Origin of the sequence: Enterococcus sp. FSL R5-0957 (assembly GCF_038008005.1) — a bacterium.
Lineage (GTDB): Bacteria > Bacillota > Bacilli > Lactobacillales > Enterococcaceae > Enterococcus_B > Enterococcus_B faecium.
The window spans coordinates 1,620,714-1,637,277 of record NZ_JBBOYG010000001.1 but is presented as its reverse complement, the minus strand read 5'-3'; the positions used below and the strand labels follow the sequence as shown (position 1 = coordinate 1,637,277).

At 38.5% G+C, this 16,564-nt stretch carries 14 protein-coding genes and 1 pseudogene; 14 read left to right on the top strand and 1 reads right to left on the bottom strand.

All coding sequences use genetic code 11. The features are described from left to right. Positions 1-762 carry an alpha/beta fold hydrolase gene (locus tag MKX69_RS07885; protein ID WP_341009663.1) on the bottom strand — a complete coding sequence of 254 codons (762 nt, stop codon included), beginning with the start codon at positions 760-762 and terminating at the stop codon, positions 1-3. 166 nt (positions 763-928) lie between these two features. Between MKX69_RS07885 and MKX69_RS07880 the strand changes: the two genes are divergently transcribed. From MKX69_RS07880 to scpB, 14 genes and pseudogenes are all read left to right on the top strand, one after another. Then, positions 929-1,561 carry a lysozyme family protein gene (locus MKX69_RS07880; protein WP_341009661.1) on the top strand — a complete coding sequence of 211 codons (633 nt, stop codon included), beginning with the start codon at positions 929-931 and terminating at the stop codon, positions 1,559-1,561. A gap of 58 nt (positions 1,562-1,619) precedes the next feature. After that, positions 1,620-2,480: a DUF368 domain-containing protein gene (locus tag MKX69_RS07875; RefSeq protein WP_341009659.1), complete on the top strand. Its 861-nt coding sequence runs from the start codon at positions 1,620-1,622 to the stop codon at positions 2,478-2,480. A gap of 184 nt (positions 2,481-2,664) precedes the next feature. Then, positions 2,665-4,980 (top strand): cation-translocating P-type ATPase, encoded by a 2,316-nt coding sequence (locus MKX69_RS07870; RefSeq protein ID WP_341009657.1) that lies wholly within the window; start codon positions 2,665-2,667, stop codon positions 4,978-4,980. A gap of 181 nt (positions 4,981-5,161) precedes the next feature. Next, positions 5,162-7,003, top strand: coding sequence for a DNA primase (gene dnaG / locus MKX69_RS07865; RefSeq protein WP_341009655.1), 1,842 nt, complete (start codon positions 5,162-5,164; stop codon positions 7,001-7,003). A gap of 23 nt (positions 7,004-7,026) precedes the next feature. Continuing rightward, complete coding sequence (gene rpoD, locus MKX69_RS07860) at positions 7,027-8,136, top strand: RNA polymerase sigma factor RpoD (RefSeq protein WP_341009653.1); 1,110 nt, start codon at positions 7,027-7,029, stop codon at positions 8,134-8,136. A 219-nt stretch (positions 8,137-8,355) separates the two neighbouring features. Next, positions 8,356-10,455: a cell division site-positioning protein MapZ family protein gene (locus tag MKX69_RS07855; RefSeq protein ID WP_341010536.1), complete on the top strand. Its 2,100-nt coding sequence runs from the start codon at positions 8,356-8,358 to the stop codon at positions 10,453-10,455. A 407-nt stretch (positions 10,456-10,862) separates the two neighbouring features. Continuing rightward, positions 10,863-11,726: a virulence factor B family protein gene (locus MKX69_RS07850; RefSeq protein WP_341009652.1), complete on the top strand. Its 864-nt coding sequence runs from the start codon at positions 10,863-10,865 to the stop codon at positions 11,724-11,726. A gap of 103 nt (positions 11,727-11,829) precedes the next feature. Beyond that, the gene (gene fur, locus MKX69_RS07845; RefSeq protein ID WP_341009651.1) at positions 11,830-12,303 is read left to right on the top strand and encodes a ferric iron uptake transcriptional regulator; all 474 of its coding nucleotides are present in this window, start codon (positions 11,830-11,832) and stop codon (positions 12,301-12,303) included. A gap of 63 nt (positions 12,304-12,366) precedes the next feature. Beyond that, positions 12,367-13,797 (top strand): annotated as a pseudogene (locus tag MKX69_RS07840) (IS3-like element ISEfa10 family transposase). Between the two features lie 33 nt (positions 13,798-13,830). Next, entirely contained in the window at positions 13,831-14,010 is a 180-nt protein-coding gene (locus MKX69_RS07835; RefSeq protein WP_341010533.1) for a hypothetical protein, read from the top strand. Continuing rightward, the gene (xerD, locus tag MKX69_RS07830; RefSeq protein WP_002294386.1) at positions 13,967-14,854 is read left to right on the top strand and encodes a site-specific tyrosine recombinase XerD; all 888 of its coding nucleotides are present in this window, start codon (positions 13,967-13,969) and stop codon (positions 14,852-14,854) included. The genes MKX69_RS07835 and xerD overlap by 44 nt, the downstream gene beginning before the upstream one ends. 18 nt (positions 14,855-14,872) lie before the next feature. Then, positions 14,873-15,244 (top strand): GNAT family N-acetyltransferase, encoded by a 372-nt coding sequence (locus tag MKX69_RS07825; protein ID WP_002298147.1) that lies wholly within the window; start codon positions 14,873-14,875, stop codon positions 15,242-15,244. Further along, positions 15,241-16,011 (top strand): segregation/condensation protein A, encoded by a 771-nt coding sequence (locus MKX69_RS07820; protein WP_341010531.1) that lies wholly within the window; start codon positions 15,241-15,243, stop codon positions 16,009-16,011. The genes MKX69_RS07825 and MKX69_RS07820 overlap by 4 nt, the downstream gene beginning before the upstream one ends. Next, the gene (gene scpB / locus MKX69_RS07815; RefSeq protein WP_002296975.1) at positions 15,995-16,564 is read left to right on the top strand and encodes an SMC-Scp complex subunit ScpB; all 570 of its coding nucleotides are present in this window, start codon (positions 15,995-15,997) and stop codon (positions 16,562-16,564) included. Before MKX69_RS07820 ends, scpB begins: the two co-directional genes overlap by 17 nt.

The window sequence follows — 16,564 nt, the reverse complement described above, 5'->3', positions numbered from 1 at the left end:
TTATGTTTCAGAAAGAAATTGAAGAACTTCTCGATTGAAGCGTTCAGGATCTTTTCTAGCTAATTCATGTCCTTGTTCTTTCACAAGCACAAAGGAAGCTTTTGGTATAGTTTTAGCTATATACAAAGAATGTTTTAGCTTGATTACATCTTTTTTTCCCACGATGATCAAAGTGGGGGAGTTGATTTTTTTTAAATCATTTTCTGTAAGCCCGATGTCATGCAGCAAAAGTTTGATAACTAAAAGATTTTTGCGAAGACTTGGGCGAAATAAAGAGAGTAACCATACCCATGCATAATGAATATTACTGATGACTCTGGCAGAAAAACGAACGCCTTTAACAAGCGTGTTTCCAGAATTTAAAATCAATCGATGAACTTTTTTAGGGAAGCTGCTGGCAAATACCAGTGCTAGATTTGCTCCATCACTAAATCCAAGAAAATCTGCCTGATCGATTTTTTCCAGCAACATGATCGTATTCAGATCCTCGGCCATTAACTGAAAATTCAACATAGATGCTTCGTTTGTCGAACGACCATGTCCTCGGCTATCTACTAGATACACGGTATAGTAGCGTTCGAGTACAGGGACCTGTTCTGAAAAAAAGCGGCTGCTGCCGTCATTGCCATGCAGTAAAAAGAGAGGGAAGCCTTGACCGCTCTTTTCATAGTAAATTTCGCTCCCATCTGGCATTTTTGCATATTTCTTTTCTTTTTTCACATAATCACCTACTGTGTAAAGTATAACGATTATATCAGTCATTGGGCAATTGTTTTTACTGAAAAACAACGATCATTTTCGTAAGATGACAAAAAATACAGGAAAATTCATTTTTTCTTAAGGCGTACACAGAAATCAAGGAAGAAATAGCCAAGAAGATAAAGAAATAGTAAGATAAAAAAAGATGTCAAAATAACTAGGTGATGAAATGAAGCGAAAACGATTATCTATTATCCGTATTCTTTTTTACATGATCATTCTAACGGTTATTGGTGCGGTGTTGTTTTTAGGAGGAAGAACTTATCGTTCGGTAAAACGAGTGGAAAGCTATCAAATAGAAATAACAACAGCTGCAAAAAATTATCATATGGAAAACTACGAGAATTTGATCAAGGCGATAATATTGACCGAATCAAAAGGAAAAGGGACAGATCTCATGCAGAGCTCGGAAAGTCTGCATGGAGAAGCTGAGATCATTGATAATCCAGCTGACAGTATTGATCAAGGTGTCAAATATTTGGCGGAAATGATAGTAGAAGCAAAGAAACAAGGATGCGATTTATGGACAGCTGTCCAAGCATATAATTTTGGGAAAGATTATATTGCCTATGTAAAAAATCATGGCGGAGAAAACACAGTAGAATTAGCAGAAGCGTATTCTAAAGATGTGCTGAGCCCACTTTTAGGAAATGAGGAAGGGAAACAATACCGATATTGGCGGATCCAGTCCTTGCTTTACAATGGCGGCTATCTCTATCATAATGGAGGTAACATGTTTTATTCTGATATTGTCAAAATGAATGAAAAAATAATAGAGACCTATGAAAAAGTCTTTAAGTAAAATAGTAGGAAATGTTCAATCATGAATAAAATTAAATGAAAGAAGGAGTGCGCAAATAGTGGAAAAAAGGCAAAAAATGGAAAATCAAAAAGTGGGGTACACAACCAAAGACTGGATGTTACGGTTTGTGAAGGGAACGTTTATCGGTTCAGGATTTATCTTGCCAGGAGTCAGCGGTGGTGCATTAGCAGCTATCTTTGGCATGTATGAGCGGCTGATTTCTTTTTTAGCCCACCTTACAAAAAATTTCAAAGAAAATGTTTTGTTTTTTCTGCCTGTTGGTCTAGGCGGAGTGACAGGCATCTTTCTACTTTCTTTTTTAGTCAGTTTTTTATTAGGTGCGTATGAAACAACGATATTATGGTTTTTTGTCGGATGTATCGCTGGAACTGTTCCTGCGTTATGGAAAGAAGCAGGAAAAAAAGGAAGAGATACTTCTGATGTGATCATCATGGTTGTTACTTTTGTTCTGGCTTATTTGTTTTTATTATACGGCGCTCAATTATTTGACGGGCAAGTCGATCAGAATTTTGGAACATGGCTGATTGCCGGCGGATTGATTGGTTTGGGTATGATCGTCCCAGGATTGAGCCCTTCTAATTTTTTGGTGTATATGGGATTGTATAAAGCGATGGCTGACGGATTTAAAGAAGTACGACTTGAAGTGATTGTGCCGATCGGAATTGGTGGGATTCTTTGTGTTCTTGGATTGTCAAAAATCATGGATTACATTTTCTCAAAGGCATATAGTAAGCTATTCCATTTCATTTTAGGTGTAGTTTTTGCTTCAACAATTATGATCATTCCTACTGATTACGCGGAATTGGGAGTTGCTGGGGTGCTAGCTTGTCCTGTTCTTTTTATAGCCGGTACAGCACTAGGTTGGTGGATGAGCCGTTTGGAGGAACAATATAAGTAAAGATAGATTGATAATAAAAACAGCACACGGGTGATTCAAACAAAAAGGTTGGCATCTTTTTTGTAAAATCATTCGTGTGTTTTTCTATAAATTTTATAAAAACAAGTTGTTTTTAATCTTGGAACACGCTAGACTTAAACACGTGATTATTTTTGAAAGTTGGCGGAAAATGGAGAAAAAGAAAATGAATGGACTTACACAGCAAGAGGTAGTTCAGAAAATGGCTTCTGGCCAGCAAAATGACTACCAGGAAGATGCATCAAAAAGTACAAAACAAATATTCAGCGATAATATATTGACGTTATTCAATTTTCTGAACTTTGGTATTGGGATTTGTCTGTTATTTGTAGGTGCGTATTCCAACATGGCGTATTTAGCAATTATTGTCGTCAATATCGTTATTGGAATTTATCAAGAAATACATGCAAGAAATCTTGTACGGAAATTATCGATTGTTTCCCAATCAGAAGTACTAGTGATTCGGGACGGTAAAGAACAATCGATTTCTACTAAAGAGCTGGTATTAGGAGATTTGGTAAAAATCGGAGCAGGAGAACAGATACCAGCCGATTTACAGGTTATATCTGGACGGGCAGAAGCAAATGAAGCTCTTTTGACAGGCGAATCTGATTTGATTGTCAAAGAAACTGGAGCTGAATTGCTTTCTGGAAGCTTTTTGACAAGCGGTTCTGTCATGGCTGAAGTTATCCGAGTAGGTGCAGATAATTATGCTGTCCGCTTGACTAGCGAGGCAAAGACTCACAAAGCTATTCGTTCTGAACTTGTAGATTCGATTCGCAAAGTATCCAAATTCACTAGTTTCGTGATTATTCCTTTGGGGATCATACTATTTTTGGAAGCACTGTTCATCCGCGATGCTTCTATCAAAATTTCTGTTATTGCATCTGCAGCAGCTTTGTTAGGCATGCTTCCAAAGGGTTTGGTATTGCTAATAAGTATTGCATTAACGACAGGGGTAACCAAACTGGCAAAAAAACGAATCCTTGTTCAAGACATGTATTCAATTGAAACGCTGGCCCATGTCGATACATTATGCTTGGATAAAACAGGGACCATTACTGAAGGAAAAATGAGTATCCAGCGGGTAGAAGCACTACATCCGCTGTACGAGAAAGCCATCCCAGAAATTATGGGGACGTATCTGGCAGAAAGCAGTGATAACAACATCACTATGCGGGCTATGAGAGATTATTTTGAGCTTTCTAATCGGTATGATGTGACAAACAAAGTCGCATTTTCTTCTGATCGCAAATGGGGCGCGATGGAATTTCCAGAACTGGGAGTCGTGTACGTAGGAGCGCCTGAACGTTTGGTGGAAGAAGATCGGCTTCCGGACAGTCTAAAAACAGCCCAAGCGAATGGCTATCGCGTACTTATGTTGGGGATCGCTCCAAATCAGCAATTGAACGAAGAAAAACCAGCATTTGTTGAGCCGGTTGCTCTGTTTGAAATCGATGATCCAATCCGAAAAAACGCTCAAGAAACACTAGCTTATCTTCATGAGGAAGGTGTGGATCTGAAAGTGATTTCTGGAGACAATCCTTTTACTGTCTCCAATATCGCTAGACGTGCAGGATTACCGAATTATGATGCGTATGTCGATCTTTCTCAAATTACTGAAGAAATGGAAGTGCGAGAAGCTGCTCATCGCTATACGGTTTTTGGACGAGTGAGTCCTCAGCAAAAGAAATTGCTGGTAAATGAATTGAAAGAAAGCGGCAGAACGGTTGCAATGACAGGCGACGGTGTGAATGATGTTTTGGCGTTAAGAGAAGCAGATTGCAGCATTGCTATGGCAGAAGGTGATGGAGCAACACGTCAGATTGCGAATCTGGTATTGTTGGACTCTGATTTTACTACATTGCCAGAAGTCCTGTTTGAAGGACGCCGAGTGGTCAACAATGTGACGAAAGTCTCAGGCATCTTTTTTATCAAAACGATTTATTCATTTATTTTATCGATTATATGTGCCGTTACAGCAATTGGATTTCCGTTTATCCCTATCCAAATCACGATGATTGATTTAGCGATTGAAGGGTATCCTTCCTTCTTTTTATCTTTTGAACAAGATAAAAGAAAAATCACTTACCGTTATTTGCCTACAGCACTTATTAATGCTTTACCAAATGCCTTGCTTGTAGTAGTGAATATCATTGCGGTGTATCTACTTGGAAAAACATTCGCATGGGGAAATGCTGAAACTACTACTTTGATGTATTACTTGCTGATTGGGATCAGTTGCATGGCAGTTGTAAAAGCTTGTTATCCCTTCAACCCATTGCGCATCTTCCTAGCAGTAACGACGATCGTAGGGATATATGTAGCTGCAATGCTGTTCCATGGAATTTTGGAAGTAAACTTAGGGTTGGGAGAGAGCGTAGGATACTTCTTTGTATTCATGCTCGTAAATATTGTTCTTCGAGTATTGTACTGGAAGGCTGATATTCAAAATCATTTACTGAAAAGAGTAGCAAATTGATGCTTAATGAGATAGAAATGTGTTATACTTGAAAAAGCAATGAAATATGATACAATCAAACATGTATAATTGTGTCCTTTAAAATCGCACTGATTTCAGTTAGTGCGATTTTTTACCGGTTATTCTCCTGAAATATCTTCTGTTAAACCCAAAAGATATCAATAGAGCAGGGGGTGGAAAAATGGCTCAACGGATTCCTCAAGAGGTTATCGAAACAGTACGCAGTCAAACGAATATCGTTGAGGTGATTGGACAATATGTCCAGTTGAAAAAGTCTGGTAAAAATTACTTGGGGCTGTGTCCTTTTCATGAAGAACGTACACCGTCTTTTTCTGTTGCAGAAGACAAGCAGATTTTTCATTGTTTTGGTTGTGGTAAGGGCGGAAACGTGTTTACTTTTCTTCAAGAACTAGAAGGTCTAAGTTTTCCAGAAGCAGTGGTAAAAGTGGCAGACTTCGAACAGATACCGTTAGAAGATCAATGGCGTCAGCGTACTATAGCTGTCCAAAATCCTGAATCTGCTACGGGGAAACTGATTGCTGCTCATGAAAAAGCAGCGGAAATCTATCATCACATGCTATTGCATACAAAAGCTGGACAGCCAGCTTTAGAATATTTGCAAAATCGTGGGTTGTCTTTAGAATTAATTGAAGAATTCAACATAGGTTTTGCACCTAATGAGCGTTCTTTTCTTCAGCAAGTATTCAAGAATGAATCAATTTCAAATGAATTGTTAGAACGCTCTGGATTGTTTGTCACGCATGATGATGGCCGTATGTCTGATCGTTTTTATCAAAGAGTGATGTTTCCACTTCGTAATTCTCAAGGCCAGACGATCGGTTTTTCAGGACGCTGGCTTGCACCTGAAAAAGGGCAGGAAAAAGATCAGCCCAAATACTTGAATAGTCCAGAAACAGAACTGTTCAATAAAAGACAAGTTTTATTTAATCTTGATAAAGCAAGAAGCGATATCCGGAAAAACGGAGAAATTTTGTTGTTCGAAGGGTTTATGGATGTGATTGCTGCATGGCAGGCTGGTATCAAAACTGGATTAGCTTCTATGGGGACAAGTCTAACAGCTCAACAGATCCAACAAATGGAAAAGCTGACGAAAGAATTGGTCTTTTGCTATGACGGAGACAACGCAGGTTTTGAAGCAACCAATCGAAGCATTGAATTGCTTAGGCAAAACAGTCGCTTAGCACTTTCTGTCATAGTCGTTCCAGAAAAACTCGACCCGGATGAATATCTGCGTAAGTATGGAGAAGCATCTTTCCAAGAATTAGTGGCTAATGGGCGCGAAACAGTCTTTACTTTTAAATCACGTTATTTAAAACAAGGGAAAAATTTAGATAATGAAAAAGACAAGATCGAATACCTCGAAGAATTACTAGTTGAACTTAGTCGAGTTGTTTCACCAATCGAACAAGATATGTATCTATCTCAACTGTCAACAGAGTTTCAGATCGGCAGAGAGACGATACAAAAACAACTGCGCGATCTTCGAAGGACAAATCAGCAAAATCGTCAAGAACCTCAGGAAAGTCAACACACTCAGGTTACGAGACAAGAAACTGCACGAAAAAAGAGACCATTGACGCAAGTAGAAAAGGCAGAGCAGATTCTATTATATCGTGCATTTAAAGAAGTTTCTGTCCGTAATATTTTAAAAGAACGAGAATTTCAGTTTATTCATGATGCATATGCAGAAGTTTATTTTTTATTCGATGCATATGTCTCACAAAATTATGAATTCAACCTTGCAGAGTTTTTAGACTTTTTGCAAGATGAAAATTTAAGGCGGTTGGTGGTGGAGATCGAATATTTACCGGTGGCAGAAGAAAGTTCGCCACGAGAAATCCAAGACTTGCTAGATGTGATCAGCAAATCTGGCTTAGCTGATGAAATAATATTAAAAAAACAAATGCAGCAAGAAGCCAGACGTACTGGAAACAAACAGCTTGAGCTTGAATTGACGATTGAAATCATCAATTTAACGAAACAGTTAAAACAAGCCAAATAGCTACTCAAGGGGGGCCTTCTTTTATGGCAAATGGAACAGATAAAAAAACGTATGAAGCAGCAGTAGCAGCTTTCATCAAAGAAAACAAACCCAAACGACAAGTTGTATATGATGATTTATCCAATCAGCTTGCTACACCATTTACTTTGAATGCAGATGAAATGGACAAATTGATCCAAAAGATTGAAGACGCAGGTATCAGTGTGGTGGATGAAAATGGTGATCCATCAATTCACAGCTTGAAGAGTGCTGAGAAAAAAGCTGAACAAGCAAAAACAGAAGATATATCTGCGCCAACCGGTGTAAAAATCAATGACCCGGTTCGTATGTATCTGAAAGAAATTGGCCGTGTCTCCCTTTTAACTGCGGAAGAAGAAGTAGCGTTAGCATTGAAAATCGAAGAAGGCGACCAAGAAGCGAAACAGCGTCTGGCAGAAGCAAACCTTCGTTTAGTAGTAAGTATCGCTAAACGTTATGTAGGACGAGGCATGCAGTTCCTTGACTTGATCCAAGAAGGAAACATGGGACTGATGAAGGCAGTTGAAAAATTTGACTACCGCAAAGGATTTAAGTTTTCAACCTATGCTACATGGTGGATTCGTCAAGCCATCACTCGAGCAATCGCTGACCAAGCACGTACGATCCGTATTCCAGTTCATATGGTTGAAACGATTAATAAATTGATACGTATCCAACGTCAATTGCTGCAAGACCTTGGAAGAGAACCTACGCCAGAAGAAATCGGTGCGGAAATGGATCTTCCAACAGAAAAAGTCCGAGAAATCTTGAAAATCGCGCAAGAACCTGTTTCCCTTGAAACGCCAATCGGTGAAGAAGATGACTCTCACTTAGGTGATTTCATAGAAGACCAGGAAGCAACAAGTCCAGCAGAACACGCAGCTTATGAGTTACTAAAAGAACAATTGGAAGATGTACTAGATACATTGACTGACCGGGAGGAAAATGTCCTTCGCTTACGTTTTGGTTTAGATGATGGCCGGACGAGAACATTGGAAGAAGTAGGGAAAGTATTTGGTGTTACTCGGGAACGTATTCGTCAGATCGAGGCTAAAGCATTAAGAAAATTGCGCCATCCTTCTCGTTCAAAACAATTAAAAGATTTCTTAGAATAAGCGTGGACTATTGACCAGAAGAGAAATCAGTAAAATTGTTTGGTTTATTTTAAAAGAAAAAAAGCTTGAGACTACGCAGTCTCAAGCTTTTTTTTCTATAGGAAGGAAATTCATTCATTATTTTTAAGTAAATCCTAAAAATAAGCTATTGGCGTGACGTATAGAATATGATAGATTAAATGGTAGCGTAAACCTAGTAAAGGAGCCGATCGCTAAGTGATGAAAAAATGTCCAAATTGCGGATCGAAAAAAATGGAGCAGAATACTATCTGTCCAGACTGCGGTCATCAAATAACTGCAGAAGATCAGCAAATAAAAGAATCAATTGAAGAAACAAATACAGATGCAGCTATGCAGGATAAATCAACTGAAGATGCAGTCTTTCCTGATACAGAATTAAACGATCCAATCGAATGGTCGGAATTGAAAGATTTACCTCTAGAATCTGTAATGGAATTATTCGAAAAAGCAGAACCAGAAGACGAAGAACCACCTGCTCACGATCAAGTAACTAATATAGAGAAAAATGAACAGAAGAAAGCAACTGTTCATGAGACTTCGGAAGAATCAGGAAAGAATCAAGAAGAAACGCTTGAATCAAAACAAAAAAGAAGAGTAGCTGAACTGAAAGAAATCGTCGATAATGAGGAAGAAAATTCGATACTATCCGCTTATATCAAAGCACATCGTGAAGATACAAAAGAAGAGCACGCGAAAGAGCTGCTCAAAATGATCAGTGAAAAAATTGCACAGGAAAACAAAGTAGAGCCAGAAAAGGAACAAGAAACTGAAAAAGACTCTGACAGAGAAAACGCTACAGGTAAAGAAACAGTAAAAATAAAAGACGTAAAAACGGATATCCCAGAAAAAACTGAAGTATTTACTGAAAAACAATTAGAAGAGAAAAAAACGAATAAGCTGCCGGAAGCAGAGAAAAAAGAAATACTCGAAAACACAGACAAAAAGTCAACAGAGCCCGATGAAATAAATAGTGAATCCGACGCTGAAAATCAATCTGTAAGCAAAGAGGGTACTGCTCTTGAAGCAAAAATAGAAAAAGAAGAGAACCAGCCTAAGCTGTTTGAAGCAGAAGCGAAATCAATAACAATCGTGCCAGATGCTGAAAAAACACATCAAGAATCAAACTTAGAAAAAACAGATTTAGATAAAGCGCAAAAGAAAAAATCAAAAAAAGTATCTTATCTCGTTTTAGCAGCAGTACTTCTACTCGGTGGAGGAAGCTGGGCTTATTATGACCATCATCAAAAAGTAGAAGCCGAAGTAGCTGCGGAAGCAAAAAGACAGCAACAAATGGAAGAGCTTCGTGGGGCACTTGCTTCATTTTATACGGATGATCACCATCAATTCATTCGTTCAGGCATGATCCATCAAGATTTATCAAAACTAAAAAATGATTTATCCAGTCTTAAGAATGAAAAAGGATATTCAGAGTTAGAAACAACTTACCAAGATATCCAATCTAAGATCCGAGATATCCAAAAAGTGAATGAGTGGTTCATAGTACCTGCCATCGTCGATGATCATCTAGCAGATGACATCAAGTTGAAAGTAGATAAAGAGATCCAAGCAATCGAAACGGATAACACAGATTTTGGAAAATTGATTCAACAAGCACAAACAGAAGCTAAAAATCAATATGCTGAATTGCAAACAGCTAAAGAAAAAACAGCTATAGTATTTAAAGACGGAAAAGTAGTGGATTCAGCAACACGCGATCAATACAAGACGGCAAAAGAAGCAGTAGAAAAAGTGAAAAATACAGATCTATCTGCTCAGTTGAATGAACAATTGAAACAAGTAGATAAGATGCTCACTGATAAAGAGAAAAAAGAAGAAGAGGAAAAGAAAAAAGCAGAAGAAGCGAAAAAAGCAGCTGAAGAACAAGCAAAACAAGCGGCTCAAGCAGCAGCTGCCGCTCAAGCCGCTCAACAAGCTGCGGTCGCACAAGCAGCACAGCAAGAAGCTGCTTCAGCGACTCCTCCCTCTTCAAACTCAGCGAATCAGCCAATCAAATCAGCCAGAGCAAGTGATATTGCCGATGCGTCTAATCCGGCGTGGACTTGGGCACCAGGTGTCCAAAGCAAAGTAATTGCTACATGTATCCAACGTGGATATATCGTTGAAGGAGGTTACAGATTAGAAAAAGCCAGAATCGAAAATGGGGAAGGCTATTATAATCTATATGCCACTTCAACAAAATCTGCATTGATGAAAGGCATTGGAGAAAGTGCTTTGCCATTTTACATCGTAACCATCAACTGTAAAACTGGATGGTTCGGAGGAAATGGGAGCAATTAATTTTAGGCAAATGAAAGAGGCTGTTAGCCTGCCGTTTAATTCTGAGTCACAAGGAACAATTTCAAAAAACAGCTTCTCATAGTTTATGACTGACTATTGTGAATTGTGAGTCAGAGTTGGCAAGAGAACACCGTTTAAGAAAGAGATTGTAAAATCAGCATTTTATTCTGAGTATTAGAGAAAAAAACAGGAAAATCAGCTTCTCATATTTTCCCGCTTTTTGATCTAGTACCGAAGACTAACTGATTGAATACCGCTTGCTCGAAAAAGGGGAATGTGACACAATTTTTGTCATACTCCCTTTTTCATTTCCCTTAAGCAAGGGTCAGCTATTCAATCAGAAAACATTATGTTATGATAGCAAAGAAATGTATTAAGAAAACCTTTCACTATAGAGGGAGAAAAAAATGAACGATTTATTAGCAACTATATTTACAGGTATTATTATTGATGAAAATGAAAAAAACTACTTTGTCCAAAAAAACGGACAAACCTTTGGCTTAAGTAAATCAGAAGGTGAACACAAAATCGGTGAAGCAGTTGAAGGATTCGGTTACCAAAATCAAAAACATGAAAATCGGATCACTACACAAATTCCTAAAAGCCGTATCGGTCATTACGCTTTTGGAATCGTTACTGCTACACGAAAAGATTTAGGTGCGTTTGTCGATATCGGTCTTCCAGATAAAGACTTTGTCGTATCTCTTGATGAATTGCCGACAATGACAGAGCTATGGCCTAAAAAAGGGGATCGCTTGATGATTTCCCTTAGAGTTGATGCAAAAGACCGTATTTGGGGCAGTTTAGCAGATGAAAAAATATTCAAATCTTTAAGCAAATATGGAACAGAAGAAATGAAAAACAAAGATGTGATAGGAACAGCATACCGCTTGAAATTAACAGGTACGTACGTTTTAACGGAAGATTTCTATCTTGGGTTTATCCATCCTTCTGAACGATATACTGAACCTCGTCTAGGCGAGCAGATAAAAGGTCGAGTGATTGGTGTCCGACCAGACGGTGTACTGAATCTTTCATTGAAACCAAGAGCATATGAAGCTATATCAGATGATGCACAAATGATTTTAACCATTTTAGAACGTTCTGCAGATCAGCAAATCAACTTTACAGATAAATCGGATCCAGAAGAAATCATGAAAGCTTTTGGTATCAGCAAAGGAGCATTTAAGCGCGCATTAGGTAATCTTTTGAAACAAGGATTGATTACACAAGAAAACGGTGTGACAAAACTAGTCAAAAAATCTAATTGAGAATCCCTTGCATGTTTTTCTTAACTAGCTTATAATAATTTTAATTAACATAGTGTTATATCTTTTTTTATTTGTAATTATTATAAATTGTTGGGGTTGAGTAATGGTCATGAATGCTATTTCGGCGATGAAAAAAACAAAACAGCAGCTACATGAAGCGGGGTTTAAGCTGACACCGCAAAGAGAAGCTACTCTGCTTGTGCTTTTGGAAAATGAGAAAGAGCATTTATCTGCAGAAGAAATCTTCTTTTTAGTGAAAAAAAAGAGTCCGGAAATTGGACTTGCTACTGTTTATCGAACCCTTGAAATCTTGACAGAATTGAAAATTGTCGATAAAGTAAGTTTTAATGATGGATTAGCCCGTTATGATTTGAGAAAAGAAGGCGCCAAACATTTCCATCATCATTTACTATGCTTGAACTGCGGCACGATCGAGGAAGTAGAAGAGGATCTTTTACTTGAAGTGGAGCAAGTAGTAGAAGAACGTTATCATTTTTTAGTAAAAGATCATCGGCTGACGTTCCATGGAATCTGTCATGAATGCTATGAAAAAGAAAAAAGAAACCAGTCCGTCTGAGTGTCTGTACCGACCCCCAAAAGTTAGACCAAAAAATCTAACTTTTGGAGGTCGGTATTTTTTATGGCTAAGTATACTTTTGAACTTAAATTAAAGATCGTTCATGATTATTTGGATGGCAAAGGCGGAAGTGATTATCTGGCAAAGAAGTATTCCATTAAGGCTCCATCACAAGTGAAGCGCTGGATCAATGCCTATCAAGAATTTGGTGAAGAGGGTCTAGTAAGAAAGCGACAAAAGAAAAAATATTCTGTTCAATTTAAGCTGGATGCGATAGAGTTATATCTAACAAGTGAGCTGTCCTATCGTGAAGTTGCCAACACACTTAACATGAACAACCCTAATTTGATCGCTAGTTGGATGCATCAATTCCGTGAGGGTGGGATCGATGGACTCTCAAAAACGAAAGGATGTCCACCTATCTTGTCTAAGAAAAATGAACCCAAAAATAAGAAAAAATCTACAACTAAAGCAACGTCTGAAGAACGTGAACGCATCGAGGAGTTGGAGAAACGAGTCCGTTCCCTTCAAATTGAAAATGCCTTTTTAAAAGAATTGAGGAAGCTGCGAAAACAGGAAGCCCAACAACGACGAATGAAGCAATCGCACGAATCATCGCAAGCCTCCGAGGACCGTTTAAATTAGTTGAGCTTCTAGAAACTTTAAAGTTCCCTAAGGCAACCTTTATGTACTGGCAAAAACGATTGGACCGTAAAAATCCAGATCAAGAGATTGAAGCGGAAATGCTTAAAATTCGGGAGAAGCACAAGGATTATGGCTGTTTACGGATGACCAATGAACTAAGAAACCGCGGTTTCTCTATCAATAAAAAGAAAGTTCAGCGCCTGATCAAGAAGCTAGGAATAAAAGTAACGGCATACACACGTAAATCACGGCGCTACAATTCTTATCGAGGACAAGTCGGAGCAGTAAGTAGCCAAAAATCGGATCCATCGTCGTTTCTACACCAGTATCTGCCATCAGAAAATCACGACGGATACAACTGAATTTAAATACCATGAAGTGGATGCCAAAGGCATTATCCGTCAAAATAAATTGTATCTAGATCCTTTTATGGATATGTTCAATAGTGAGATTTTATCCTATCGTATCTCTGAAAAACCCAATGCATTAGCGGTAATGGAAGGTTTGGAGGAAGCTATCCAGACCACTAACGATTGTCCCTATCGTCGTACGTTTCACTCAGATCAAGGTTGGGCGTATCAAATGAAAGCTTATAGAAACAAATTGAAGGAGTACAAAATCTTTCAAAGCATGTCTCGGAAAGGGAACTGCTTAGATAATTCACTTATGGAGAATTTTTTTGGCTTATTAAAACAAGAGATTTTTCACGGGAAAGTTTATAACTGTTTCGAGGAATTAAAATCAGCCATCGATAGCTATATCTATTACTACAATAATGAACGGATAAAACAGAAATTAAACTGGCAAAGTCCCGTCCAATTTCGTAAAACAACCGTAACGGTTGTGTAAAAATATCATTTTAGAGCATGAAAAAAGGAGTGGATTTCTCCACTCCAAAAAAGTCTAACTTTTGGGGGTCACTACAGTCTAGACGGCTTTTTCTTTGCTCAGATTATGGAAAAAGACTATCAGAATGAAGCGGTATCTGATATGATAGAGAGGCATGAGGGGGATTATTATGAAAGAGCAAATCAACGATTATCTCCACTACTTGAATATTGAACGGGGATTGTCCGCCAATACACGACAAAGCTATGAACGTGATTTGGAACAGTACTTGCATTTTCTACAGGAGCAGAAAATTGCTTCATGGCAGGATGTCGATCGCTTTTTAGTCATCCGTTTTCTGGAGAAGTTGCATGAAGAAAAAAAAGCGACAGCAACTGTTACTCGGATGATCTCAAGTCTCAGAAGATTCCATCAGTTTTTACGGCAAGAGCGTATCACTGATCATGATCCGATGCAACATATCGATACGCCGAAGAAAGCACAGAAATTACCAAGTACATTGACTCTGACAGAAGTAGAAAAGCTGATTGAAGCACCTGATACGACAAAAACGTTAGGGATAAGAGATCGTGCAATCTTGGAAGTCATGTATGCTACTGGGATGCGCGTCAGTGAATTGATTGGATTGAAATTGGGAGATCTTCATCTTTCTCTTGGACTGGTACAGACAGTTGGAAAAGGAGATAAAGAACGGATCATTCCTTTAGGTGATTATGCGATCCAATGGCTGGAACGCTACTTAGACGAAGCACGTCCATTACTTGTAAAGGACGCATCTGAAATGCATGTATTTGTCAATAATCATGGGAAAGGTCTTTCTCGGCAAGGAATCTGGAAAAATCTGAAGCAGCTAGTACGAGAGGCTGGGATTTACAAAGAAGTAACACCACATACGCTGCGGCATAGCTTTGCCACACATCTGCTAGAAAATGGAGCTGATTTGCGGACAGTACAGGAATTGTTAGGTCACGCGGATATCTCTACGACTCAGATTTATACACATATCACGAAGAAAAGAATGACGGATGTTTATAAGCAGCATTTTCCAAGGGCTTAGTCATAGGAAGGTGAGAAGATGTTAACACATTACCGGAAAGAAAACCGTAAAATTGCTATGGGACTATTGAGTTTCCATAAGAAACTGACAGGTAAAACTTCTTTGTTGAAGGAGATTGATACGTACGAATCTGAAGACGATTATGAACTTTTTTTCTTTACGCCAGAAGGTTCAACCAACATTCAAGGGATTATTGGTGTTTACTGGGCAACGAACGATCAGCTGATCATCCATGACATTTCTTTGAATCCGTCTTATCGCGGTGAGAATATGGGCTTTCAAATGTTAGATGAATTACAGGAAAAGTACCCGGATGTCTCCATCCGTGCAACTGAAATCACAGAGCCTTACATTGGAAAATGGCTAGCAAAGAAAAAGAAGAAAGAGTGAATGAGTTGACGGAGATCAATATTAAATTAGATGTATTCGAGGGTCCTCTCGATCTGCTGCTTCATCTGATTCAGCAAATGGAAATCGATATATATGATATACCGATCGCTACGATCACGGAGCAATATATGAATTATATCCATACAATGAAAACACTAGAGCTAGCTGTTGCAGGAGAATACCTAGTGATGGCTGCTACATTGATGGCAATCAAAAGTAAGACGTTGCTCCCTATCCAAGAGTTTGTTACAGATGATGAAGAACTATGGGAAGAAGATCCTCGAGAAGAATTGGTCACTCAGCTTTTAGAATACCGTAAGTATAAGTATGCGGCTGAAAAATTAACAGAAAAAGCAGAAGAACGAAGTCTTTATTACACAAAAGACCCTATGAACATCGATGGATTGGCGGATGTTGAAAAGCCGTTGAAGCGAGGACAAGTGAAAAAAATCGATTTGATCCGTGCCATGCAGAAAATCTTAGAACGTAAGAAATTTTCTAAAAAAGTGGAAAAAACGATCACGCCCGATGACACAACGATCGAAGAACGAATGGTATTTATCGAAGAGCGTATAAAAAGAAATGCGCATGGCTGTACTTTCGATTCTTTTTTTGAGTCACCTTCTAAAAGTGAAGTTGTCACTACTTTTATGGCTTTGCTAGAATTGATGAAAAAAGGGCAGATCATTGCGCAACAAAAAGAAAACTATGAATCAATTATGCTTTATCCAGCAGTAGGAGATACCGAACATGACGAAATTAAGTGAACTTGAAGCCCTTCTTTTTATTGTTGGCGAGGAAGGGATCAGTAATGAAGAATTAAGCGGACTGTTAAATCTCAGCGAAGCAGAAGTCACAAGTTTAGTGAAAGAATTAAAAGAATCTTACACTCAAAACTCGCACTCAGCTTTGCATATTTTTGAAACGGAAAGCCATTATGTATTAACGACTAAAAAAGAGCTGGCTCCCTTACTTAAGCGATATGCGCAAGGGACATCAAACACATTATCTCAAGCCGCTGTCGAAACCTTAGCAATCATCGCTTATAAACAGCCAATCACAAGAGCTGAAATCGAGCAGATTCGAGGAGTTCAGGTTTCAGGAGCGGTACAGCGTCTAGCTGCCCATAAACTGATTGAAGAAAAAGGTAGAGTAGAAGGGCCAGGTCGGCCGATATTATATGGAACAACTGGCTACTTCTTAGATTATTTTGGTTTGAAATCATTAGAAGAACTGCCTGATACACAAGAAATGGAAATTTCACTTGAAGAAGACGTGTCACCAGATCTATTCTTTGATGGAATGAATAAAGGAGAATAA

What these genes read in the sequence shown, in the direction of transcription:
- MKX69_RS07885 (WP_341009663.1), bottom strand. Translation starts at nt 762, where the DNA reads ATGACTGATATAATCGTTATACTTTACACAGTAGGTGATTATGTGAAA.
- MKX69_RS07880 (WP_341009661.1), top strand. Translation starts at nt 929, where the DNA reads ATGAAGCGAAAACGATTATCTATTATCCGTATTCTTTTTTACATGATC.
- MKX69_RS07870 (WP_341009657.1), top strand. Translation starts at nt 2,665, where the DNA reads ATGAATGGACTTACACAGCAAGAGGTAGTTCAGAAAATGGCTTCTGGC.
- dnaG (WP_341009655.1), top strand. Translation starts at nt 5,162, where the DNA reads ATGGCTCAACGGATTCCTCAAGAGGTTATCGAAACAGTACGCAGTCAA.
- rpoD (WP_341009653.1), top strand. Translation starts at nt 7,027, where the DNA reads ATGGCAAATGGAACAGATAAAAAAACGTATGAAGCAGCAGTAGCAGCT.
- MKX69_RS07855 (WP_341010536.1), top strand. Translation starts at nt 8,356, where the DNA reads ATGAAAAAATGTCCAAATTGCGGATCGAAAAAAATGGAGCAGAATACT.
- MKX69_RS07850 (WP_341009652.1), top strand. Translation starts at nt 10,863, where the DNA reads ATGAACGATTTATTAGCAACTATATTTACAGGTATTATTATTGATGAA.
- fur (WP_341009651.1), top strand. Translation starts at nt 11,830, where the DNA reads ATGGTCATGAATGCTATTTCGGCGATGAAAAAAACAAAACAGCAGCTA.
- xerD (WP_002294386.1), top strand. Translation starts at nt 13,967, where the DNA reads ATGAAAGAGCAAATCAACGATTATCTCCACTACTTGAATATTGAACGG.
- MKX69_RS07825 (WP_002298147.1), top strand. Translation starts at nt 14,873, where the DNA reads ATGTTAACACATTACCGGAAAGAAAACCGTAAAATTGCTATGGGACTA.
- scpB (WP_002296975.1), top strand. Translation starts at nt 15,995, where the DNA reads ATGACGAAATTAAGTGAACTTGAAGCCCTTCTTTTTATTGTTGGCGAG.